Source organism: Porcincola intestinalis (assembly GCF_009696445.1).
Classification (GTDB): Bacteria; Bacillota; Clostridia; order Lachnospirales; family Lachnospiraceae; genus Porcincola; species Porcincola intestinalis.
The window spans coordinates 1-24,011 of record NZ_VULZ01000008.1 but is presented as its reverse complement, the minus strand read 5'-3'; the positions used below and the strand labels follow the sequence as shown (position 1 = coordinate 24,011).

Below are 24,011 nucleotides of genomic sequence, written 5' to 3'. Positions count from 1 at the left end.
CCTTCTCTCACTGCCTGCATTACAGGTTAAAGCCAAAATCTCCTGCAAATGGAAGATCCATGATGACCTGATGACGGAATACTTCTACTCCAGTATTCTCATCTTTTCCAATCAGGTAATATGGCTTGTCTTTGTCATATTCCTGATTCTTAAACGTGAACCGCAGCCGGAAAATTCTCTTTGCAGAATCCTCTTCTTTGCTATCCGCAACATATTTATTCTCACTCGAGATCAGATTTCCTTCTTCATCAACAAAACAAATCTGATAACTTGCCGTGCGTACCACATCACTGACCGCCTCTGACTGGATAAAATCCAGCGTGGTAATCAGGCTGGTAATCTTGCTGATGATACTGACCAGCATGATCTGCGCAGATCTGGTCTCTGCCTTTCCACGCTCCATGCGAACATCAATCACCGGAACTAGCATTTCCTCTGGAGATGAACCACCATGAACATAATTCTGGCCACCGCTCCCCTGCGTCTTAAATACACTTGTACCAATAGGAAAGGAAACCATTCGGGAATCATCATTTCCAAGCAGATGTCCAAGATTCAGATTACATACGCCATCTTCCTGAACACCATTGTAGGAAATAATATACCGCCTCTTTACAATCTCGTTATGACTGACATTGCCAATCTTATCCGATTCCTGCACCTTATCCCGCTTGTAGATGAAGCCATGATCTGCCGTCACAATGAAGTGATGCGTATTGACTCCATTATGAATTTTTTCAATGAACGCTGTGATCTCCTTAACTGCCTCTTCACAGGCAAGGAAGACCTCATCTTCAGTATGCTCGCCACGCACATCAATCTGATCATGATAAACATAAATCACCTGCTGACCTGTAAAGATCTCCCGCAGATCCTGTGTGCTCTTATTCTTGATTTCGTCAAACTGAACACATCGGGACAACGGCTGCCTTGCCTGCAGCACTTTTTCCCGGGACGCCAGATCAATACAGTAAATTCTATTAACCAGCTCTTTTCCATCTTCTGAAAGCTCCAGTTTTCTATGCGGAAGCAGTGCAGACATGCCCAGTCTTGTATAAGAAGGCAATGTACTCAGCATTGGCTCAATCTTTACCTGACTCCGGGGATTGTCAGCCAGCTTATCAAAAAGCTCTCGTCCCACTTCATAACGCATAGCATCAGAAATTATAACAACCACCCTATCTTTGCTGCCAGAAACGTATTTTATGTAGAAATTTCGCTGAAGAGGAAGAGCAAACAAGGCATCCTTTTCCATGATTTCCGAGTTCCACTTTGGCAATAGTTTTCCAAGAAATTCATTCGTATAGATGTTCTCAATCAGAATGCGTAGCTTCTCATATGGCTCTGCGTCTTCAAGCTGATCCAGACAGTAGTAAAAACGCCGATACTCATGGTCAATCTTGTAAAGGTGGTCCTGATACGCATTGATAATATTCTTAAAACCGTCCGGTATTGTCTCGGTGAATGAAGACTCGATATGAAACGCACTGATCAGCATTTCATAATCATTCTGTCTTTTCCTGCCAAAATGTGTTTTCACACGTTGCTCACACAGAGATGGAATATCATACTGTCCCAGATGTGCGCCAAGATCCTCTGCGAGCAACCTTCCCGTTATCCAGTGCAGTAATATCCCGTCGATATCCGCAAAGCATTCACATTCCGTCAGATTCTCCGGAGCTGCATTCCTCAGAGCATCTTTCACATGCAGCTGCACGCTGACAAAACGTGAAAGATTGTCAAACGTATTCTGATAGACAACACTGTTCATCATGCTGTCAAGGAAGGCAACTGCATTGCCAGTCTTACTCAGCAGGAAAGGCTTCCACGCCTCCGGAATATCTTCCGTTATTTCGTGATCAGCACAGGTTACGAAAAGAGAAATCACAAGCTTGCTTATGCTCGGATCATGAACCGAACTGCCAAACTCATCCAGAGACATCTTCCAGAATTCATCTTCCAATTCATAGTGCCTAAAGTTTTCAATGATCTGGCTGTGATCAATATCTTCTCCCGACAGGATCATGCGCAGAACTTCTTCAAACGAACAGGTTTTAATGCCGGAAAGCACGCACATCATGCCAAGCAGGATGTGTCTTTCATCGTAAAAACTGATGCCCAGATCATAGAATTTCTTTGTACGCTCTTTATTGGCAAAAAAAACAATATGCTTTTCCAGTAAAGGTTTCAGTGATTCACTGATACCAAGATCCGCCACTAGAAGCGAAGCACGATCGGCAAAAAAGCGTTTTGAGTACAGCAGTACAGCAGTACATCTTCCAAGTGATTCTCATGAACATCAGGCTTTGAAAATGGCGCATAGATCAAATAATTCGTGGTCCGGTCTTCCTGCTCCAAAAATAACTTTGTCTTAAACTGATTTAATTCCGTAAGATGCAGAATTTTGGCAGATGAAAGACGCAGAGAATCCACGTCCTCTGCAAATTCCGCCTTATCGTCATACCAGAAGACCAGCTTGCGATTGTCCTCTGATCCGGATAAAAACTCTGCATTCAGCCTGTCTTCAATCTGTTTTAGATTCAATTCTGCCATGTAATCGCAAATCCTTTTCTACAACTTCCCAGAAGCCATTCTTGCTAGCCCCATGGCGAACTAAAATACCTTCCTTTTTCATCTTCGCAATCATGCGTTCCACCTGCCGCGCGTAATTCCCATCGTTCCGGCAAGAACTTTTCTCAGTACAGGGTTTGGATGCAACGATTCAAATGCTGTAATAGAGCCAACATACTGGCCAATCTCAATTGTCAGACTGGTAATCTCTTCGGTTACCTGAAACGGAGGAACATATTCATCACTCATCGCCTATTCCTCCTCATGCGGCCACTCCGTCAGATATTCTTTCCAGAGAGCATCATTTGCCATGATATTCTTGGAATCCGCAAAAACCTCGTAAAACTTTCCATTACGGCCGGTCTGTGCTTTCCGGTAATTCACCTTCACACCATCATCAAGATTCAATCTGATTTGATCCAGTGCCAGATGTCCAAGTTTTGCATCATAATCCTGGCATTCCTTAATCTGCTTCTTCAGCTTTTCAAGTTGCTTCTCTGCTACAGAAACCTCATGGGCGGACTTACTGCGTTCCATCGTATCCTGCATTCTGGCAGCTTCATTCGAATAGATCTGCTCTATATGATGCAGATAATCCGCACGAACCTTGCCCGTCGTATTCTCATCCATACGATGCAAGTATACGAGCGCCTTAAAGCCATTCTGCTTACCACTGTCATACAGCCAGTAAATCGGTCTCTTCTGATACGTCTTGCAGTGATCCTTGAAGAAGTCCCTGAGGAAATAGTTTCGGATTACTTCACGGCTGGACTTACCCTTACCACCAAGTGCATCCGCAATGAAAGTCAGATTCTCTTCCAGTGTCTTGTCACCATAAACAACCTTCACGAACCGAACAAAGCGTCCAACGATATCATCATCCAGATATTCTTCATCCGTGATTGGGATGATAGCATCCCTGTCAGGAATAAAGGTCTTGTACTTCGATGCATCCCAATCCCCGCCGGCATAGGCAAGACCATCAGCATCAAGAGAGTAACGACCAACCATACAGCCAACGGCATAGGAGACAAACGAGCGGATATCACGTCCGAGATCAGCTTTGCGGACAGTAACATCTTTGTCCTCTTCCTCGGGTGTCAGCTCGTCCTGAAATCCGTAAATGTCGATGAAGATGCGGTTCAGTTCTTCCTCGTTGGCTTTGAGGCGATTGAAGCGATCATCGCATTCAGACTGCCACTGAGTGAAGGCTTCTTTGATGGTACAGGTATTTCTAATCAATGGGTGCCTTTGGAAATCCCATGAGGCTTCAAAGGAGTCCCAGTCAGTCTGTGATATTTGAATGCTTTCATTTACCGTTCTATTTATTCCCTCTTTATATTTATTATTTACAATAATGGGTAAGCTTCCTACCGTTCCAGAGCCCGTATTAATTGTGGGATTTATAAATCTGATTAATTCAATGACAAGTTTTGAGTTAAGAAATCCCAATAGATATTTTAAGTTAATATCATCACTAGCAAATAGACCATTTGCTCCAGAATCGAATAGAGCGCCTTTTGGTGAAAAGCGAAATCCTGTCTGGCTAGAAGTTATTCCACTCCAAGTGATTGATTCAAAAAAATATCTATCCTCACTTCTTATTTCTTTGCTATAACTTCCATATCTTTCTACAACATAAGCTTTTAATTCTTCCCCATCTTTGTACCAGTTTACTAAGTACTGATTATTTCCATACCATCTACGAAATTCTCCACCCTTGTTATATCTAAACCACTTCTTTCCACTCTCATTTGCTGTCTGAGCTGAATATTGACCCAGTCCACATTTTGTATAATCACATTCAAACCAGTTACGTAAAAATTTATTATTATTCGTAGTTGACATTCCATTACGCGTCTCAAAGACCTTATCAATTATAGGATTATCTTCAAAATCTTTTAGAACCTGCTTACTCGCCCAATACGCTACTGGGCTACCGGGGATTTTGGAGAAATTGTGCTGAGAGGATTCGTAAAAAAATCCACAGTCTGGATTTGCTAGTGCTTCCTCAACCTTCCGTCGTTGCACTTCCATTCCGCCAGTGAAATCGGAAAGACGAAAGTATTCGCCATCACCGTTTGCTTTCCCATTCTTAAGAACAAACGAACAGATTGGCACTGTCGCTTCCTCAAACACAGAATACTCAAACTGGATTAATGTTGTGATGGCTTTATTCTTCAGTACATAATTACGAAGCGGTTCGTATGTCTTAATAAACATCCATACCATAGGCGTCATAAATCCAGAATAGCCATTCATTGTACAAAGCCCAAAATTTCTGCAGATGAATACGCTGAAAAGGTCTCCCTTATAATCAGCATAATTATCAACGATGTATTTTTTCAGCTTAGCATTAAACTTGTTTAGGTACGGCGGATTCGTCGCTACAACAGTGTACTTGTCCGATAATACTTTTGCCTCCCGAACTAACGGCAGAAGAGTATCAAAAGCATCAATTTTACCGAGACTGCTAACATCTTCGATCTCCGCAAACCTTGCAAACATTGCATCAAAGTTGACCGGATTGATCTGGAGGATAGATCCATATTCTTTTGCATCATGCAGGTCATGAATAATTGACTGCATATCTTGTTTCAGACTCTCGTCACCATTTACAAAATAATCCACAGTATTTGGATTGATGCCATTGCTCTCCTTGATTTCATAAAAATGAGGATATATATGACGCTTCAGGAAGCGTTTATCGTACTGCATTGCTTTCATCGTAATGGCAAAGCTAGCAAGCTGGGCTGCACGCTTATCAATGTCGAGTCCAAACAGATTGTTTTTTACAATAGAAGCAGCCGCGTCACGCTCGGAATAACCGCATTCCTGATAAATCTGTTCCAGCACATCAAAAGCATAGACTCCAAAGTGGGCTGAACCCATGCAGGGATCAAATACAGTCAGATCTTCTGGAGTTATCTTTTCATCAACAAATTTGATATTACCAGTCTTCGGAGCAACAAAATATTCCAGTTTATTTCTTAAATTACTGGATGGATTTCTCTCAATCCAATATCTTCCAACTGAATTATCAATAATATATCGAACTACCCAGTCTGTCGTAAATAACTGCGTAGCTGCCGGGATATCCTCTTTCTCAACTACTTTCCCATGAAGGGGGTCAACAACGGAATCATGCTTCTCGGAGATATAGTACTGGTAGAACCACCCGATAATCTCCACCTGCCCGGCCGGCTTGCCATCATCGTCAATGGCATTAACGTCAAAATTCTTTTCCGGAATGTCATGGATAAGATGCCAGAGAATGCCATCCCGGTCCGTTACCGACACATTAAGCAGCAACTCTGTATAATCAGAGATCCTTTCAAACAACATAGGAAGACAATTATTCAGTGCATTGCACTGCTTGATAAAGAGCATACGAAATACGTCATCAATCTTGTTTGCATTCTTCCAATCGATGATCTGTTGTTTCTCTTTTTCGCTGAATAAAAGATCAGAATCAAAAGGTGTTGTCACCAGATCCGGTTCTGTTTTCCCCGGATTATCAGAGGAAAGGACACGGACGCGAGATGGCAAATAATCATTGACTTCCATAAAGCGAATCGCAATAAGCCGGTTAAACCATGTATAAGCCACCTCTTCCATAACGCTCTGGAAAGCATCTTTATATTTCAGATTTCTTTCTTTCTTCCGAATGGCTTCAACGAGCTTCTTTCTTTGCCCGATCTCCTGTCCGGTAATGGCATATGGTTCTTTCATGCCAATATCAAAGAGCTGTGTATCATTAGTAGATTGCGGAAGAGGCTCCTCGATACCTTTTTCAGAAATACCAAGCAAACTGGCTTTATAAATGCTATCTGCGATCAGCTTCTTTCTTGCCCAAATGGCAAAATTCTTAATATTAGTTTTATCCATCATTCAAGTTCCTTTTGAATTTTCAATTAACTTACATTGAATTATTTCTTCATCCATGCATTTAGTTGAATTATCTTGTAAGATAGTTGACTTATCTCGTTGGATAATTGAGCTTTCCCAATTAAAGTCTCTAAAATTCAATATTCACGATCGTATCATCATCTAATTCTGCTTCCAGTTTCTTGCGAAGCGCATTGATATACTTATCGACATCTTTCTGAGATTCGAGCCGCCAGGATGCGGTTCCTGTAACGGACTTGATCGGTACGTTCTTCGTTGTCTTAAAATGCGGCTTAACTACCGGTGTTTCCACCGTTTTCCCATTCTCTCTGGCAGCTTCTTCCGCTTTCTTTCGTTCTTCTTCAGCTTTCTTCTCCGCTAATTTCTGATCTTCCGCATCCATCTCGTTCAGCAGACGGATCTTGAGGGCATCTGCCCGATCTGCATAACTGCGAAGAACCGATACGTTGTTGCAATGCTCTACTCCCTCAAATAATTCCTTAAACTGGCTGCCATAGGATGCCTTTTTCTCGGCAACATAGGATTTCGTATCCAGAACTTCCATGACACGCTGATAGGAATCGTCGATTGCACTTTTTACAGGCTTCTCCTGCTCATCCAAAATGACACCATAGATATTTCTGAAGTTATCCAAGAGCTCTGGAAGCTTCGGAATATCACGGTATGGTTCTTTTTCGCTCAGGATATTTTTGACATCAGCAACTGTATTCTCCAATTCTTCATTGACGATGTAAGTCTTGCTATCGTCGTAGATCTTCATCAAACGCAGTGCTTCATCAAAGATCTGTTTCTGCTCTCCCTTGAAGAAGCCCCGGATTGGTTCATAATCATCCGCAAATTGAAGTAGAGAGTCTTTCCATCTTGCAATCAGCTTATAGAAATCTTCTGCAGACTGTGATTCTGAAATTGCAGACAATAGTTTGACACCAGATGAAACCGTGTCTCTACCTGGATAGCTTCTGTTTTCATAACGTACCAGAAGTTCTTTCAGGTCCGTTATCGTTCTCGAAGATGCATGGATAAAGAGTTGCATCATCGCATCTTCGTCGTCATTTGTCGGTGCAACCTGGAACAGTTCTTTCATAACATCTTTGCAGATCTTCTTGTCACGATCGGAGATGCGAACCTTACGTTCCATCATCAGCTTTTCAGCAAACTGTTTCTTTGTTATGTAGTCGATAATCTCCTCTTTTGACTTATTCAAAAGGTTTACCGCAGCCCCATTCACCGTAAATGAAATATCTCCTCTTTTGAATAGTTTTGCGACGAGATAGTCCACGTCTTCCTTAATAAATCCGTATGGCGCTCTCATGAAGCGGTCCCTCACAGATTTCATGGATGTTTTCATGTGCATCTGTGTATTTCCGTCAATATAGGCAAGCACATCCTGCAAGGCCAGGTGGGATGCATACTATCAACTGTAAGGACGCATATATGGACGCAAGGAGGATAACGCCATGATGCAATACAATAAGATCACCGCGCTATACTCCCGCCTTTCAGTTGGTGACGAGGATAGGGACGGCGGCGAGAGCAACAGCATAGTCAACCAAAAGGCATTTTTAGAACGATACGCACGGCAGGAAAAGCTGCCGAATATCCGTCACTATATCGACGACGATGAAAGCGGCAGGTTCTTTGACCGCTCTGCTTATGTGCGGATGATGGACGATGTGGAAAGCGGCAAAATCGGCATTGTCGTTATGAAAGACATGACACGCTGGGGGCGCGATTATCTCCAGGTGGGAAACGCAATGGAGATCTTCCGCAGAAACAGGGTGCGCTTTATCGCCGTCAACAACGGGATAGACAGCGAGAAGCCCGACACATTGGAGTTTGCGCCGTTCATCAATATCATGTCAGAGTGGTATGCAAAGGACATCAGCAAGAAAGTAAAGACGGGAATTAAGACCAAAGGCATGAGCGGAAAACCTATCGCCACCGAAGCCCCATACGGGTATATGAAAGACCCTGACAACAAGGATTTTTGGATAATTGACGAGGAAGCCGCACAGGTTGTCCGCCTCATTTTTCGCCTGTTTCTGGACGGCAAAAACCGAAACCAGATCGCCGTATATCTGAAAAACGAGGAAGTCTTAACACCCACCTTTTACTTGAAACAGCATAACAGAGGAACATCGAAAAGTCGAAAACTGAACGAGGAAAACCGCTATAACTGGAACAAGGTAACACTGACCCATATTCTCACACGGCAGGAGTATTGTGGTGATGTTGTCAACTTCAAGACCACAAAGCATTTCCGCGACAAGCGAAACCACTATGTTGACAGGAGCCAGTGGCACATTACGGAAAACGTGCATGAGCCGATCATTGACCGCGCCGACTTTGAAAACGTGCAGCGCATATTGGAAAACGCGCCTGTTAGACGCCCCAACGGGGACGGGGAAATACACCCCTTGTCGGGCTTGCTTTTCTGTAAAGACTGCGGCGCAAAAATGCACATTCGCATAGATTACAGGAACGGCGGCAAACGCCATGTCGCATTTTGCAGCGAGTACCACAAGGGCAAAGCCAGGAATCCAAAATGCAATTCCCCTCACATCATCGACGCGGATTTACTCATGCAGACCGTCGCGGACGTACTGCGCAAAATCGCAGGCTACTCTATCAGCAACAGGGCAGACTTTGAAGCATTGGTCAAAAACAGCCTTTCCATGCAGCAGACGGACAAAGTAAAGAAGCAGCAAAAACGCATACCGCAAATCACGGCAAGGCTTGAACAGATCGACAAGGTGTTGAATAAACTCTATGAGGATATTGCCCTCGGCAGGATTGAGCAAGACCGCTATGAGCAGATGTCGCAGAAGTATTCCGAAGAATACTACACGCTGAAAGCGGAGCTTGCGGAAATCAAAGAGCAGCTATCCGCCTTTGAAAATGCAGATGGACGGGCGCAGAAGTTTGTGAAGCTGACAGAACGCTATGCCGCCTTTACCGAACTTACCCCTGCTATCCTAAATGAGTTTATCAGCAAAATCCTTGTGCATGAACGCGACGTAAAAAGAGCAAAATACGCCGTCCATCGTATAGAGGTGTACTTCAACCATATCGGCAGATTTGAAAACGAACTGACCGAACAGATAGAGCTTACGGAGCAAGAATGCGAACGCATGAGGGAGGAAATTGAAGAAGCTAAACGGGAAAAATCCCGCGCCTACCACCGAGCATATTACAAGGAATACCGAGCGAAAAACCTTGAAAGGCTCCGCGAGTATGACCGAAAGAAAGCGCGGGAGTACAGGGCAAAGAAGAAGTTGCAAGCCATGACCTAAAACCGAATACCCAATACCGCAAAAAGAGATTTCCTACTACGGGAAATCTCTTTTTTTACACAATCAAAGGAGGAATTAGATGACAGAAAAACCCGAAACGCCCGTCGCCGGGGAGCAGACCGCATCCCGAAAGCCGGACGGCGTTCTGACAACGAAGATGGAAGGAAAGACCTTTATCACCGAGATATATTTCGACCACGACAGCAAGGACACCTTTCAAGACAAGATGGTAAAAGTCATTTGCTCCGAGCAGACAGAGTAAACGGACAACAGTTTTTTGTATCTCTATTCCGTTCCCTTCCTATCCAATCCAAAAATTGAAAGGAGAAAACGCACATGGCAAAGACCAAAGCGGAGAAAATCGCTGCCATCGAATTACAAATGACGCAGCTTGAAAACCAGAGAAAGAAGCTGATCCAAGAGAAAAAACAGCAGGAGCGAAAGGACAGAACGAAACGTCTTTGCAAGCGCATGGGGCTTTTTGAAAGTATGATACCCGAAAGTATATCGCTGACAGACGAGCAGTTTCATATCTTCCTTGAAAAGACCGTAGCCACCGAACAGAGCCGTCGCATACTGGACAGATTGACCGCACAATCAAGCGCCCCGTCACCTGCAAGCCCCGCTATCAGCGAAACACAGGACGACGCAGACGAGGAAGAGGACGACGAGAGCGACGCAAGGGTAACGGGATAACCCCCATACCCTTGCTTTTAGCAAGGGCGCACTTATATACCACATGACTGTGGTATGTGCGGTCTTGCAGACGGCGTTTTGTGCCTGCCGGCACAAAAGAAAACAGCGGGCAAAGCCCGCAGAAAGGAGCGCAGCACATGGCGATTTACCATTGCAGTATCAAAATCATATCCCGCGGCAAGGGCAAGTCTGCCGTTGCTGCCGCCGCTTATCGCAGCGGCGAAACCCTCACCAACGAATATGACGGTATAACTCACGATTACTCTCGCAAAGGCGGTATCGTCCATACCGAGATTTTATTGCCCGACCACGCCCCCGCCGAGTATGCAGGCCGCTCCGTTTTATGGAATGCGGTTGAGAAAGCCGAGAAAGCGAAAGACGCCCAGCTTGCAAGGGAGATCGAACTTGCCCTGCCCCACGAACTGACGAGGGAGCAGAGCATTTCGCTTGTAAGGGAGTATGTCAAAAAGCAGTTTGTGAGTGCGGGAATGTGCGCCGACATAGCCATACATGACAAAAATGACGGCAACCCCCACGCCCATGTCATGCTAACGATACGCCCTATTGAGAAAGACGGAACCTGGGGAGCAAAGCAGAAAAAGGAGTATATTCTTGATAAGGACGGTAACAAAATCTATGACCCGAAAAAGAGGCAATACAAATGCAAAACCATTCCCACTACCTATTGGAACGAACAAACAAAAGCGGAGGAATGGCGCAGCGCATGGGCTGAAATCTGCAATCGGGCATTGGAACGGAACGGACACACCGAGCGCATAGACCATCGTAGCTATGTGAGACAAGGGATAGACCAAATCCCTACCGTTCATTTAGGTGTAGCGGCTTTTCAGATGGAGAAGCGCGGCATACGCACCGAGCGCGGCAATCTCAACCGCGAAATCGAAGTCACGAACCGGCGTTTGCGGCAGCTCAAAGCCCGTATATCCAAGCTGCAAAACTGGCTGAAAGAGGAAACTGCCAATACTGAGCCGCCGACACTTGCCGATGTGATACAGGGTATTCTGTTGAAGCGGGAGCAGGCAGGAAAACAGAGCCGATACACGACCATTCACAACCTGAAAGCAGCGGCAAATATGCTGAACTTCCTCACAGCCAACGGCATAAAGGAAATGGCTGGACTGGAAGAAAAGGTGATGGATATGTACGGCGAGCAGCGCAGCATATCCGAAAAGCTGAAACCTATCGACAGGCGATTGAAAACCCTTGATGAGCATTTGCGGCACAGCGGAAACTATAAAGCCTATCACGGGCATAAGGCGCAGTATGAAAAGCTGTATGCACAATACCGCCAAATCAAAAAAGCGGGAGGGTTCGGAGCGGAGCGCAAAGCGCAGAAAGCGCTTGATGCCGCTAACTCCTATTATCACGCTCATGATACGGAAATCGTGCTTTTTGAAGCCGCTGAACGGTATTTGAAAGATGTTATGCAGGAACGCTTTGACCCGAAGAAGCTGCCGCCGATAAGGAAATGGGAAGCCGAGCGCGACAAGCTGAAAGCCGAAAGGCAACAGCTATCCCACGAGTATGACAGACTGAAAAACGAGGTTAAGGAAGTGGAGCAAATCCGCAGGAATGTTTACAGTATTTTGAAAGAGGAAAGAGGTAGAGAACAGCCGAATCGAAATCACAACCTTGAACTGTAAAAATGAAGAACGGCGGGATAATAGCACTATCCCGCCGCTTGTGTTTTGGGGTTGTTATCAGTATGATAAATCCCGACTTGTCAATTATTGTTTCCTGGCTACGATATAAAATCTGTGGATGCTTCCCTCAATCACGCCATTCTTATCAAGAATTTCCTGCGCCTTGTACAGTTGTTCAAGGCATCTTTCAACGGAAAAACCAAGGAACTCCCACTCAATGATCCTTGCAAACCAGACAAGAGCTCCTACGTCAAAGAACCGGATCGGCTGATGGGTTTCCCCACTCTCCAGTACTTCAAATCCGTGTTCGAGAAGTTCTGCCTTTCTCACATCAAGGTATTGTTTGGGATAGGGCACTTCTGTGATATGGGGAAGAAGAAGCTGCACCAGTTCCCGGTCGTTTTCTGCGCCTACCTGTTGGGTAAGGAATAACCCATTCGGCTTCAATACACGCCGCAGCTCAGCGACGTCATAATCGCCATGCCGGTTTGTGATCATATCAAAGCTTCTGTCAGCGAATGGAAGTGTTTCGCCTCCGTCTGCTTCCTTGAAATCAATGCCCAGCGGGAGCAAAACTTCTTTGCATAATTCCACATTGGGCGGATAGCCCTCAATCGCTGCCGTATTTTTGTTAGGGTGATGGAGGGAAAGCAGAAACTCTCCGCCGCCGGTTTCCATATCCATCAGCTTCATGCTGTCTTTCCGATAGTTCTGAATAACCTCTCGAAAATCCCACGGCAAAACATCTTCTTCCTTGTACCTGCCGTGGATATGAGAAAAATCCCATCCGTGGATATGGGCAATGGCTTCTTCTTGTTTCCAGACTTCTTTTAATTGTTCTGTGTTCATTTTACTGCTCCTTTCAAAAGAAAAATGATGATTGTGGTTTTTCTTTAGATCGGTACAGTTCCTGACAACCTCCTGCACAGAACGTCTTTACTCGATACAGATTGTTGTCAGTTGCGGAACTGTACCGAGTAGATAATTCGTCGCATCATTGGTTACCTCCAAAAGCTGAATTTGCCTGTTAGCCTTGACAGTATAACATAGAAATGTGAATTTTTCTACTCCTGCCGCAAACTCATTTTCAATGTGGGCAAGGTTTTTATATTACCTGCCCATAAAACAGCTTCAAACTATCCACAAGACGCATTTTGACATCTTCCTCTGCTACTAACTCGCCCCCACCCAAGAAAAAGCGTCTATAAATCAGAAAAAGCACTTGACAAAACGCTTCATGATTCGCTTCCAGTGTCTCATCCACTTTCATGGAGAATTGATTGCTGGCAGCAAACAGCTTTCGAATTTCATCATCTCCAAGAGGCGCATCAATATAAGAAAGCTTGTTGTACACTGTCTCTACCAGCCGTTGCAATGCTTCGTTGATCCGTGTTGTTACATCCTTGGACTTGATTTCTGCCCGATCTCCATTGACGTAAATCTCTGCATCTTTCAACGATTCAGAAAGGAACAGTTTAGCATTGGCGAAACGGTCTGACATTTCCCTGCGCTTTGTATCCTTAATGCTTTCATACTGAATCACAGAAGAACTGGTATTATGGCGCAGGAACCTCTCAATTTTTAGATACATCTGAATCTCGTCCATGAAGGAACGGTCATTCGGAAGCACAACAAGAATTTCTTTTCCCTGACCGGACATCATCCGTTTTGTTATTTCATCCGTAATTTCAGATGCAGGCGTCAGAACACGGACACCGATATCATTAGCCGGACTTGTTTTATAAGGACGGTCATCCACGCTCTGATTAAATCCAAACGTATAGCGTCCATTAAACTTCGGATATCTATACTTTTTGTCAGTAAAAATATCATCAAAAATCAGTTCTGAAATCTTGTTGATGACATCCGCATTATCAATATCTTCTCTTTCAATCCACATATTGATTTCCTGCTCTTCATCGGTCAGGAAGGCATAAACATCCCCATTCTTCTGAATCAGGTGCTGACCAATCAGGACTCGTAATGCATCCTCCACCTTTTCCTTCAGGGTGATACGGTCATCATCAATATTTGACATCATAAGTGTCGTTATGTTGTCAACATTAGCCGTGATATCCTGTACATACTTAATCAGGAACAGTGTCTTCAGGACATTGATAGCAAAGACATCTCCCGTCTTATGCTCCGGATTGATATAGTCGTTTTCATATGCCTTGATAATTACGCCACGATGGCTATGGTCAAGAAAATTCTCCATCGGCGTATAAAAGGCATAGAATGGAATAATTGTTCCTTCATTCTCATGCATATACGCAACAGCTGATTCCTTAAACATGGCAAGCATGGAACGCTCTCCTTCTGAGAGATGCTTTCCTGATGCACCATGTGTTCGGATCGCTGTCAGTACAGACGCAAGCAAGTTAAACTGATACGGAATAAACGGATAAACTTCAGAAAAATCTTCTGGTCCAGCATATAATTTACGTTCTACAGAATCTGTGAAAACGATCTTGTTCTTGATAGTTGTTTCCTTCTGCCCATACAGAAGGCGCAGCATCTGTGCCGCTGTATCTGTCTTCTCCAGTATTCTCTTTTTGATAACCGCATCCACATTTGCAGAAGACAGAGAAAGCCTCGTATCAAAGCGTCCCTGAATCTTGGAGAAGTCATTTCCCTTGACCTTGACCACAGAATCAATATCCTGCTGGGAAGTCACAATGACCCATGCCTTTCCATTACATGCTGTCCCAAGATCCTCTGTGACAGTCTGAAGATTCAGCATGAGATTCCGATCATCACCAATATACTGGCCTACTTCATCGACAAGAAAAGCAACATGATGATTGTTTCCTTTGCAGTCGATATATGTCTTAACCCGGTCTGCAAATTCTTCGATGGAAATTCGGTAAGGCTGGATCGCCTTCTCACACCAATTCCGCCCAGCTTCCTCACTCATGTAGTTCATGTCAGCGAGCACTTCCACAATATCATCCTGTACAAAATCAAAATCATTTCGGGACTCTACCCATGAGCTGCCATAAGTTTCTTCAAATTTCTGCTGGAACTCATCGTATCTACCATCTTCGGTCAGCTTTCGCTCAAGATCAGCAAGATAAGGTATTGCACCGCAGAACCCCTGCATCTCGTTAAAGACCTTCAGGAAGACATTGACAATCGCATCCTTATCCTTCTTGCCATTCGAATCACTCTTGGAATCAATGTTAAAAAGGACAACGTCTGTCGGCGTATCTGCCGCGAGCTTCATATCTGCCAGAACCATGGGATCTGAGATCTTGTGATCATCTATGAAGTAATCAATTGCCTTTTTCCCACCAACTTCTTTATTTTCAAGGATATATGAGAGGATTTTTAACAGGTGAGATTTACCACTTCCAAAGAAGCCGGAGATCCATACGCCCATTTTCGGCGTTGTACCGAGGATACCTTTCTTATAAGCCGCAAAGAAGTCTGCAAAGTATTTTTGCAGTTCATTCGTCACGACATACTCTTCTAGCTCCTGACGGATATTTTCATTCTCAACGTCACCGACCTTAATGACTCCCTGCAGGTCACGATCAATTGGTTTAACAAACATATCCTTGACTTCCATGATAATATTCCCCTCTTACTCTTCAACGTGCGATGCGAAATGCACGATAGTAACTATCCTCAACGACTTCATTGAACACGACCAGTTCCTGCTCCGTATATGTGCCGGGATAAAACAGAATGATTGGTGTCGAAGCAAACTTCTGCGGCATATTATAAAGCACCTTATTGAAGACCTCCGGTGCTTCCAGAAGCGGATAGCATTTGCCAATTCCGCAGAGCAGAACAATGGAATTATCCGGCGTATGATCTGTTATATACTGCACCAGATAGTTGTCCTTGTCCGTAATCCGCAGCGTTCTTTGCACAGCCTTCACAACACGATGGATGCCACCCCGTTCTTCCAGCTTTTCTGTCTTCTCGAGAAATCCTTTTGTCTTCAGCTCATCGATAATAAGATCATAGAGATCAAATACAACAAGCTGATAGTCATCGAATCCTTTCCTGTTCCTGTTCTGAAGCCATTGAATATGACTGCGCACTTCCATTTCCTGCTCCGGTGCGTAATCAAAGACCCAGTAATTTACTTCATTTGCTTTTCCCGTTGCTTTCCGGAAAGATGGGTTCTTTATTTTCTCATCCATTTCAGAGAAACGTTCCGAAAGACTTCTCCGTTTTCTAAAATGGTCACGGGATAATGCCTGATCTGTCATCTGTCTTATGCCCCTGTCAACGCGCTTAATATCGCTTTCATATTGTTATGTGTCAGCCAGTCCTGAAAAGCCGGATCCAAGATCGGCCTCAAAATATGACGAGACTGCTTTCCATCGCCTGTAAGCCCGGCTTCGAGCAGATAACTTTTATACGTTCTGGTCAGACGCTGAATCGTCTGATCCGTCCAAGCCGCTACCTTTTCAGCCTGAAGCTGTTTATTGTGGAAGAAAAACCTGTAATCGAGGTCGGACAATTCCTCCGCCCCAACCAAAAGTTTTTCTTTGAAAACTTCGTACATAAACTCAAAGAAAAGCAGATCTGAAGCCATGATTGCAGCCAGATCAATCAGTTTCTGTGTCGCAAGATCAGAAGTCGTAAACAAAGAATAGATGCTTGAATCAAGCTCTCTAATCCTCGCTGTAACCGTCAGAAAAATTCTATTTGCTCTTGCAACAGATGATGTTCCAAGTGCATTTTCTTTAAGGCACAATCTTTTGATTTCATCCTGTGATTTTCCTTCCGCAAGTAGGCCAATTATTTTTCGGAACTCTGGAAACCAGAAGGCGAATTTAACCGCGCTGGCACTATAACTTTTTTGTTTCATCTGCCCTCCTTTTTCCCGAAAGGATTTTCAGGCTGCTCCTTGGGAGGCACAAACTCCATCACATCACCGATATCACATTTAAGATACGTGCAGATTCTATCCAAAATCTCCAGAGAGATGTAGTCGTTCTTTCCCAGCTTCGCCAGCGTATTTGTACTCATATCAACAGCATCTCGAAGTTCCGTCCGCTTCATGCCTTTATCGATTAACAGTTTCCAAAGTTTGTTATAACTCACAGCCATTGTCTTCTCTCCATCATGAATTAACAGATTGTACGCTCAAGCATGCACTTCAACCATGTGCTTATTTGGATATTGTCAGTATAGCAATAGTGGTGCATACCAACAACAATATAATTGGCATTTGCAAATCTCAAATCATCCGACTGGTATTCGTTTTCTTCTCCTGCGAATCACCTAAGAACATAATCTCGCAGTTACTGTGCGAGCCGTGTCTTTGTAATACAAAGCCAATTTTTGTTCGCTGGGGAAGCACCCCCAAATCCCCTTGAACATCTCCTGCAGAGATGGCTGCGCGTTCCTTCGAACACTAAAAAAGAGTGATACCAGTTACCCGGTATCACTCCAATATCGTTATGGCTTAGTGCTGCTTATTCCGTATTATTTGGATGCTTCCAGCCACTCTGTGGATGTTTCCTCACCCGGAACTTCTATTGCCAGATGCGAGAACCAGCTGTCCTCTGCTGCGCCATGCCAATGCTTCACGCCAACAGGAATGTTTACGCAGTCACCCGGCTTCATCGCAACCGGTTCCTTGCTCCATTCCTGATACCATCCTCTGCCCCCGACACAGATCAGAATCTGACCGCCGCCGCTTTTGGCATGATGGATATGCCAGTTGTTCTGACAGCCCGGCTCAAAGGTAACATTGTGGATTCCGATCTGCGAAGCGGAAACCGGTGCTAGAAACTTCTGCAAGTCTGTCTCTTCCCGCCGTCTGAACAATCTTATCGTCCATGCTTCCGTTTCTCCTCTACTCCCTTTAAATAACTGCCTTGCCAAACTGGTAAGCCTTCTCCAAAATATCAGAATTCTCCGCTGCCTCTCCCGCATCGTTCAAGCCGCCACAGAATAAAGTTCCGGCAAGACGCGCCTTAGGAAAGCAGTCAATCCATCCCTGCAGACTGCTGACTGCCCTCTCCGGTGTACTGGATTCATCTTCTGCCGCGACGGTCAACAGATAAACATTCCGGAACTGATAATCGGAAGGATACAGCGGATTCATCCGATCAAGCAGGGTCTTCATCTGCCCGCTTAAGCCGTAATAATAAATCGGTGTTGAAAATACCAGTGTATCTGCCATCTTTACCTTTTCCGCGATCCAGACCGCATCATCATTCAGAACGCATTTCTGCGTCTTCTGACAGACGAGGCAGCCGGTGCAGAACTTCAGGTTCTTACCTTTGAGACTGATTGTTTCCACTTCATGGCCAGCTTCCCGGATACCCTCTGTCATTTTTTCGGTTAGGAATTCTGAATTACTATGACTCCTGAGACTGGTTGAAATTACAAGTATTTTACTCATGGATTGGTTCCTTTCTGATGTTGTTCTCAATCTGTCTGTATCGTTATCGTCACATCACCATTTCCAAGCAGTTCAGACAGATCTTCCTTCGTTTTGTCCGTAATTCTGCCAAGTCTTGTATAAGCCCATGAATTGGACCCATAGAAAACTACCAGCTGATTTCCAGAGTAAAGAACAATATCTCCAGCAGATGTCGTTGTCTCTGCATCATCTCTTGGAAGCGATGTCCCGATCGGTCCAACCTGCTCAAAGCCGCCATACATTGACATGTGGATCTGAATTGGTTCTTTCCGGGCAAGTTCTCTCAAAGCTGTTACGGATTCATTGTCTTCCCATGTAATCCGGACCGGTATGTTTTCTATTGTCATCCTTATAGCCGCAGATTCCTCCGGCATTGATTCATCCATATTATTTTCCATCTCATCTCCAGCATTGCTTTCCGATGGAGGATCTGTTTCCTTGATGGTTTCCTCCGTATCCATGTTGAAGCCGCACCCTGAGATAAGTAAAATCAAACTGAGCATTCCGGCCAATACAAACCTGTTCATTTCTTTCCGTGCGCTCCTTTCACTCAATCAGGCTGCTTGCCATTCATCACTTTAACGAATCTTTGAAGAAATTCTCCAGCTTATCAAACGGAATCTTATCCACTTGATCATAAAGATCGATATGCTCCGCATCCGGAACAATATACAGTTCTTTCGGCTCCGCCGCCTTCTCGTACGCTTTTTCTGAGAAAGAGCGAGAATGAGCATGATCGCCTGCCACAAAGAGAATCGGACGCGGCGAAATTTCATCAATATAATCAAGGCACTTAAACTGCATCATGGCCAGATTGGAGGTAGTAGTAAAACCGCCTCTCGCGTTCGGATGATGCCCCCGCGGCACTGCATAGAAGCGATTCCATTCATTGGTGATCCGATCCGTTTTCGGCAGAGCTTCCACGGAAGGATATGGCGTTTCTTTTCTCCTTCGAATCACTCTTATTGGCTTAAGGAATCCTTCTTGTTATCTTCGGCATCCCAGCTGAGTACACCCGTCTTCACGGCTTCTTCATACCGGGAAATCTTGTAATTGAGCCGGTTCATCGTTTCCTGATACTGATCCAGTTTTTTCTGAATTCCACTACGAACCTCCAAAAAAAGATCACGTCTTGCCTCAATGGTTTCATCTCCCATTTGAAACAGTCGTACATACTCAATCAGCATCTCGACGGGGACTCCGGCACCTCGCATACAGACAGCATTCTCAACCCATTTCAGATCTTCATCGGAATAATCTCTGATCCCGCCTTTCGTTCTTCTGACTTCCGGAATTACACCTGCGCGCTCATAGTAGCGCAGCGTGTCCGGAGAAAGATTGAATTTTTCGCAAACTTCTTTTATCGTCATCGTCATCACCCTTCTTTACAGTATGCCGCTTGCTTTGTCATCTGTAGTTGGACTATACCCCTTGGAGTTAGCTCCAGGTCAAGTACTATTTTGAAATTATCGTGGTTTTCCTTACAAAAAAGCATCAGCAGAATCTCTTCAGGCTGAAAAACGAAGGCGTTCCTTTGGCGTCTCCGCTCTTCACTGTATGGCTGCCGGATGCCAATGCAATGCTTCGGAACGGTAAAACGAAAGCCATAAAAAATCAGCCTCTCACTGGATGTGAAAGACTGATATGTATCATCAGTAGTGAAGTTTTCAGTTCGACAAACCGGAAGTTATCGAGACAACAGATTATCATTTTTCACTAACTTTTAATTCAAGTATATCTGGACGAGCATAGTGTCCGATTACATCATGCTCCATTTTACAGGCAGCAGGCAAGCTCATATCGAGTTCTGCATAGATGATGGTCTCTTCATCCCATACCGGCTTTGTCAAATAATGACCATACGGATCAAGTATACAACTTCCACCTCTGCACACAAATTCCGGAAGTTCAGATATGATATTGTGCTCACATAAGTCAGAAGGATATGAACTGCGTCTGATGATCATATCAGCATTTACAAAGAAGCATTTTCCTTCGATTGCAATGTGCTGAATAGTGGCTTGCCACTCCGGATTGTCATTAGTATTTGGTGAAATATAAATGGTAATTCCCTTTTGATAGAGTGCCACACGAGCAAGTGGCATATAGCTCTCCCAACAAATCATGCTGCCGATCGGTCCCCACGGCGTTTCAGTAACAGGAAAATAATCCTTATTTGCATCTCCCCATACAAGGCGCTCAGAGCCTGTCGGCTTCAATTTTCTGTGCACCTTATATGACCCGTCCGGTTCAAAAATGACATTACTGTTATAAAGTGTTCCGCTAACGGCATCTCTCTCGGAAAAACCGAGACTGATATATGCCTCTGTTTTCTTGGCTGCCTCTGCGAGTTGTCGGAACTCCGTCTCTCCAGCAACAATGGAGGCATCATAATATCGCTTCCAGTCTATTCGCCCTTCTTCGCTTCGTTTTCCCATGCTAAAACCGAAATTCATTCCAACAGGGTATCCAGGAATAAACAGTTCCGGGAAAACGATTAAATTCGGCTTTTGGCTTGCAGCTTCATTAATATATTGAAGCACCTTTTTAAGCGATGCGCTTTTGTTGAACATAACAGGCTCTGCTTGCACCAGTGCGATTTTACAAGTGGGTTCGAGGTCTTTCATACCGACGATTTCACTCCTTATACAATTTTCGATTTGCTTAATTCTATCACTTTCTTGCTGCCTTTATTCAATCTTCAGCAGCCAGTCTGATAAATTTTGGATTTTAATGCCTTCATAATCATAGGTCTCATGCCGCGATATATCGTCACTTCCGAAATTAAAATTTTTTTTAAGTTTCGCACCTGTGTCCGCAGTTGTATCTGCATTGCCCTGCTTGTCAATGTGAGAAGGCCTTTCGGCCTGTTTCAGATGTATGGGGCAGCATGTGCTGCCCGCATTGGGGATCACGATCTTCAGCATCTTGTGGTAGTCGTGCCCAAAATGGGCACGACTAAAAGCCAGCAAGGCTTCAATTTTGCTTAGGGTCAAAATGGCCCAAACCACTTTCGTGTGTTAAAGTAGGTGTCCCCAATTTGGGGACACCTACTTTAGAATAAATGAAGCCATTCTTTTCCAAACGAAGCAGGCATGGTCATTTTGACCACACCTACTTTAGCTATATAAAGCGAGTGACTAATTTCTGGTGGGCTTCCTGCTGGACAAGCAGCTTCACAAAGCGACTCTCATGCTTGGCGGCGTATTCGGTCACTTGCCGGAGATTGGCGAGGACACCGGCGGTCAGTAGGTCGGTGCGGATAGAGTGCGTCGTACAGTCGCGGGTGCGTTTCTTGTAGCTGCCGCAGATGTAGCAGTCTTGTGTTGAGTAGAAATCTTTATGTTTTTATGGTAGATTATCTTAAAATCCGGACATGAGGTAAGCAAAACAATGAAGATAAAGCAAGCTACAATGTGCGATTTTGAGAAAATCATGTCCTTTTACAATGTGATGTGTGAAGTTCTCGGAGAAAAGGATTTCTTGCCTGATGGAGATAAAGGTGGGTTTCCCTCGCAAGACATGGTAAAGGACGCTATTCACAGTGGTTTTCAGTTTGTTGGTGTAGAAAGTGATAAAATTGTCGCTGCCTATATTATAAACCACGATTGTGACGACGCTTATCATACCGTCCAGTGGCATATTAACGCGGAGAAAAATGAAGTAGTCATTCTCCACGCTCTGCGCGTTTTACCGGACTATGGCGGCCGAGGATACTCAAAACAACTTGTGAAACACGCAATTCAGACCGCAAAAGGCTGGAAACAAAAAGCAATACGCTTGGACTGTATTGTAGGAAACGATGTGCCGGTGAAAGTATATACATCATTTGGCTTTGAGTATGTAGATACGGTAGCCATTACTTATGCTGATATAGGTATCCCCATGCAATTTAAACTTTACGAACTTCTTTTGTGAGAAAAGTGGCTATATTGTCGGCGGCGTTTTCGGTGCTGCCCTGCTTGAAAAAGCCGGACACCACAAGGACAGAGTTGCCCATGCGGATTTCCGTCACGCAGTCGGGGCTGTCAACGGCGTCGCAAAGCAACGTTCATTTTACTGTTGACTGGCTCAGCTGGCTTTGTGCTATTGCCTTGTAGTAAACACAAATAGAAATGATTGCTGTAATCGCTTCCGTGATCCAAAACGCATTCCAGACGCCAACCGCTCCGAAAAACCTGCTGAGTAAAAACGCAGTTGGGATGATAACCACAACATACCGGCAAAGTGAAATCAGTAATGAAGGAATGCCTTTTCCAAGTCCCTCCAGTGCGCCGGAAGATGTAACGGAAACCGCCGAGACGATAAAACCGGCGCCGATGATACGCAGGGCTGTTTCCCCGGTCTGGATTGTCGCTTCTGTGTGGGTAAACAGCCCCATAAGCTGGCCGGGGATTAGCAGACATATCACTGTCCCAAGCACCATAATGATACCACTTATGCACAAAACGATCTTAAAGATCTGGCTGACCCGTTGGTGTTCCCCCGCGCCGTAGTTATAGCCGATCAGGGGGCGCATCCCCTGCACAATGCCATTCGCTGGAAGATAGACAAATGTCTGCAATTTGTAATAGATTCCCAAAACCAGAATATACACTTCGGAATATGCCGCCAAAATCGCATTAAGCGCCGAAATCAAAAGAGACGGAAGCGCGAGATTCAGGGTTGCGGGAATGCCGATGGAGTACAGCTTTATTACCATCTTTTTGCTGGGGAGAATGTACTGCCTGCGGATATGCACGCGAATTGGCCGCGCAAGATAGACTACAAGGTAAATCGTCAGCGTCAGAGCCTGCCCGATGTCGGTTGCCAGCGCGGCGCCTTCGATTCCCATTTCAGGGAATAGACCATAGCCAAAAATCAGAACGGGGTCTAAGACAATGTTTGTTATACACCCACACATCAAGCTGATCATGGTTGTTTTCATGTTTCCTACAGCTTGGAATAGTTTCTCGAATGTAACACCAACAATGATAATCAATGTAAAAGCGAACGCAATAACAGAATAGCGGACGCCAAGTTCAATCACTGTCTTGGATGAAGTGAACATTCCTAAAAAAGCCGGCATGATCGTAATACAGCAGACTGTCATAACAATGCCATGAATCACGGCAAGCACAAGTCCCTGCGTGGCTGCCTGATCCGCTTTTCTGTGATCCCCCGCGCCCAGATAGAAGGAGATCACTGCATTGATGCCAACGCCAAATCCAATTCCGGCAGCATTGATAAAATTTTGAACCGGGTAAACCAGTGATAACGCCGTCATAGCTTCCTCGCTAATCTGCGCGACGAAAAAGCTGTCGATAATGTTGTATAGAGAATTAACCAGCATGGATAAAACCATAGGCAGGGTCATGGTGCTGTGCTACCCGTCAAGAGGACAGTGAATAATTAAAAAGTTTTGTGCCGCCAGTCGAATGATCGACTGGCGGTATTCTTATGCCGCTACATAATAGTTCTCATGGTATTCAACAGGGGTCATGA

At 44.7% G+C, this 24,011-nt stretch carries 21 protein-coding genes and 3 pseudogenes; 5 read left to right on the top strand and 19 right to left on the bottom strand.

All coding sequences use genetic code 11. From position 1 onward, the window contains the following. Positions 1-19: 19 nt before the first annotated feature. From pglZ to FYJ35_RS08315, 5 genes are all read right to left on the bottom strand, one after another. A complete protein-coding gene (gene pglZ, locus FYJ35_RS08330; protein WP_328597067.1) occupies positions 20-2,218 on the bottom strand; it encodes a BREX-1 system phosphatase PglZ type A in 2,199 nt (732 codons plus the stop codon). Then, positions 2,218-2,553, bottom strand: coding sequence for a hypothetical protein (locus FYJ35_RS14990; protein ID WP_328597066.1), 336 nt, complete (start codon positions 2,551-2,553; stop codon positions 2,218-2,220). Before FYJ35_RS14990 ends, pglZ begins: the two co-directional genes overlap by 1 nt. A 90-nt stretch (positions 2,554-2,643) precedes the next feature. Next, positions 2,644-2,820, bottom strand: coding sequence for a hypothetical protein (locus tag FYJ35_RS08325; protein ID WP_154525474.1), 177 nt, complete (start codon positions 2,818-2,820; stop codon positions 2,644-2,646). 3 nt (positions 2,821-2,823) lie between these two features. Further along, a complete protein-coding gene (gene pglX, locus FYJ35_RS08320; RefSeq protein WP_328597065.1) occupies positions 2,824-6,462 on the bottom strand; it encodes a BREX-1 system adenine-specific DNA-methyltransferase PglX in 3,639 nt (1,212 codons plus the stop codon). Between the two features lie 127 nt (positions 6,463-6,589). Next, positions 6,590-7,873, bottom strand: a complete 1,284-nt coding sequence (locus tag FYJ35_RS08315; RefSeq protein ID WP_456300130.1) for a hypothetical protein — start codon at positions 7,871-7,873, stop codon at positions 6,590-6,592. A 64-nt stretch (positions 7,874-7,937) separates the two neighbouring features. Here FYJ35_RS08315 and FYJ35_RS08310 point away from each other — a divergent pair, with 64 nt between their 5' ends. The 4 genes from FYJ35_RS08310 to mobQ all read left to right on the top strand — a co-directional run bounded on the left by FYJ35_RS08310 (position 7,938) and on the right by mobQ (position 12,133). Beyond that, complete coding sequence (locus FYJ35_RS08310; RefSeq protein WP_154525470.1) at positions 7,938-9,773, top strand: recombinase family protein; 1,836 nt, start codon at positions 7,938-7,940, stop codon at positions 9,771-9,773. 79 nt (positions 9,774-9,852) lie between these two features. Continuing rightward, on the top strand, positions 9,853-10,035 hold the full coding sequence (locus tag FYJ35_RS08305) for a hypothetical protein (RefSeq protein WP_154525468.1): 183 nt from the start codon (positions 9,853-9,855) through the stop codon (positions 10,033-10,035). A 74-nt stretch (positions 10,036-10,109) separates the two neighbouring features. Continuing rightward, on the top strand, positions 10,110-10,469 hold the full coding sequence (locus FYJ35_RS08300; protein WP_154525466.1) for a DUF3847 domain-containing protein: 360 nt from the start codon (positions 10,110-10,112) through the stop codon (positions 10,467-10,469). A 137-nt stretch (positions 10,470-10,606) separates the two neighbouring features. Then, entirely contained in the window at positions 10,607-12,133 is a 1,527-nt protein-coding gene (gene mobQ, locus FYJ35_RS08295) for a MobQ family relaxase (protein WP_154525464.1), read from the top strand. Between the two features lie 84 nt (positions 12,134-12,217). On the opposite strand, the gene FYJ35_RS08290 is transcribed toward mobQ, so the two are convergent. The 13 genes and pseudogenes from FYJ35_RS08290 to FYJ35_RS08230 all read right to left on the bottom strand — a co-directional run. Next, on the bottom strand, positions 12,218-12,982 hold the full coding sequence (locus FYJ35_RS08290) for a class I SAM-dependent methyltransferase (RefSeq protein ID WP_154525462.1): 765 nt from the start codon (positions 12,980-12,982) through the stop codon (positions 12,218-12,220). 262 nt (positions 12,983-13,244) lie between these two features. Next, a pseudogene (brxC, locus tag FYJ35_RS08285) lies at positions 13,245-15,704 on the bottom strand (BREX system P-loop protein BrxC); the annotation flags it as partial. 22 nt (positions 15,705-15,726) lie between these two features. Next, a complete protein-coding gene (locus tag FYJ35_RS08280) occupies positions 15,727-16,356 on the bottom strand; it encodes a DUF1788 domain-containing protein (RefSeq protein ID WP_154525458.1) in 630 nt (209 codons plus the stop codon). Positions 16,357-16,361: 5 nt separating this feature from the next. Continuing rightward, positions 16,362-16,961 carry a DUF1819 family protein gene (locus FYJ35_RS08275; RefSeq protein ID WP_154525456.1) on the bottom strand — a complete coding sequence of 200 codons (600 nt, stop codon included), beginning with the start codon at positions 16,959-16,961 and terminating at the stop codon, positions 16,362-16,364. Further along, the gene (locus FYJ35_RS08270; RefSeq protein ID WP_154525454.1) at positions 16,958-17,203 is read right to left on the bottom strand and encodes a helix-turn-helix domain-containing protein; all 246 of its coding nucleotides are present in this window, start codon (positions 17,201-17,203) and stop codon (positions 16,958-16,960) included. The genes FYJ35_RS08275 and FYJ35_RS08270 overlap by 4 nt, the downstream gene beginning before the upstream one ends. A gap of 378 nt (positions 17,204-17,581) precedes the next feature. Beyond that, positions 17,582-17,896: pseudogene (locus FYJ35_RS08265) on the bottom strand (cupin domain-containing protein); the annotation flags it as partial. A gap of 67 nt (positions 17,897-17,963) precedes the next feature. Further along, positions 17,964-18,506 carry a flavodoxin family protein gene (locus FYJ35_RS08260; RefSeq protein WP_154525452.1) on the bottom strand — a complete coding sequence of 181 codons (543 nt, stop codon included), beginning with the start codon at positions 18,504-18,506 and terminating at the stop codon, positions 17,964-17,966. Between the two features lie 26 nt (positions 18,507-18,532). Continuing rightward, entirely contained in the window at positions 18,533-19,054 is a 522-nt protein-coding gene (locus tag FYJ35_RS08255) for a cyclophilin-like fold protein (protein ID WP_235906465.1), read from the bottom strand. A gap of 46 nt (positions 19,055-19,100) precedes the next feature. Continuing rightward, positions 19,101-19,451, bottom strand: a complete 351-nt coding sequence (locus FYJ35_RS08250) for an alpha/beta hydrolase (protein WP_205839775.1) — start codon at positions 19,449-19,451, stop codon at positions 19,101-19,103. A gap of 38 nt (positions 19,452-19,489) precedes the next feature. Continuing rightward, positions 19,490-19,897 carry a MerR family transcriptional regulator gene (locus FYJ35_RS08245; protein WP_154525450.1) on the bottom strand — a complete coding sequence of 136 codons (408 nt, stop codon included), beginning with the start codon at positions 19,895-19,897 and terminating at the stop codon, positions 19,490-19,492. A 336-nt stretch (positions 19,898-20,233) separates the two neighbouring features. Next, positions 20,234-21,154, bottom strand: a complete 921-nt coding sequence (locus FYJ35_RS08240) for a carbon-nitrogen hydrolase family protein (RefSeq protein WP_154525448.1) — start codon at positions 21,152-21,154, stop codon at positions 20,234-20,236. Positions 21,155-21,217: 63 nt separating this feature from the next. After that, a complete protein-coding gene (locus FYJ35_RS08235) occupies positions 21,218-21,523 on the bottom strand; it encodes a hypothetical protein (RefSeq protein ID WP_154525446.1) in 306 nt (101 codons plus the stop codon). A gap of 163 nt (positions 21,524-21,686) precedes the next feature. Continuing rightward, positions 21,687-21,851 (bottom strand): annotated as a pseudogene (locus tag FYJ35_RS08230) (recombinase family protein); the annotation flags it as partial. A gap of 69 nt (positions 21,852-21,920) precedes the next feature. Here FYJ35_RS08230 and FYJ35_RS08225 point away from each other — a divergent pair. Beyond that, positions 21,921-22,445, top strand: a complete 525-nt coding sequence (locus FYJ35_RS08225) for a GNAT family N-acetyltransferase (protein ID WP_154525444.1) — start codon at positions 21,921-21,923, stop codon at positions 22,443-22,445. 133 nt (positions 22,446-22,578) lie between these two features. On the opposite strand, the gene FYJ35_RS08215 is transcribed toward FYJ35_RS08225, so the two are convergent. After that, a complete protein-coding gene (locus tag FYJ35_RS08215; protein WP_154525440.1) occupies positions 22,579-23,883 on the bottom strand; it encodes an MATE family efflux transporter in 1,305 nt (434 codons plus the stop codon). Positions 23,884-24,011: the final 128 nt, after the last annotated feature.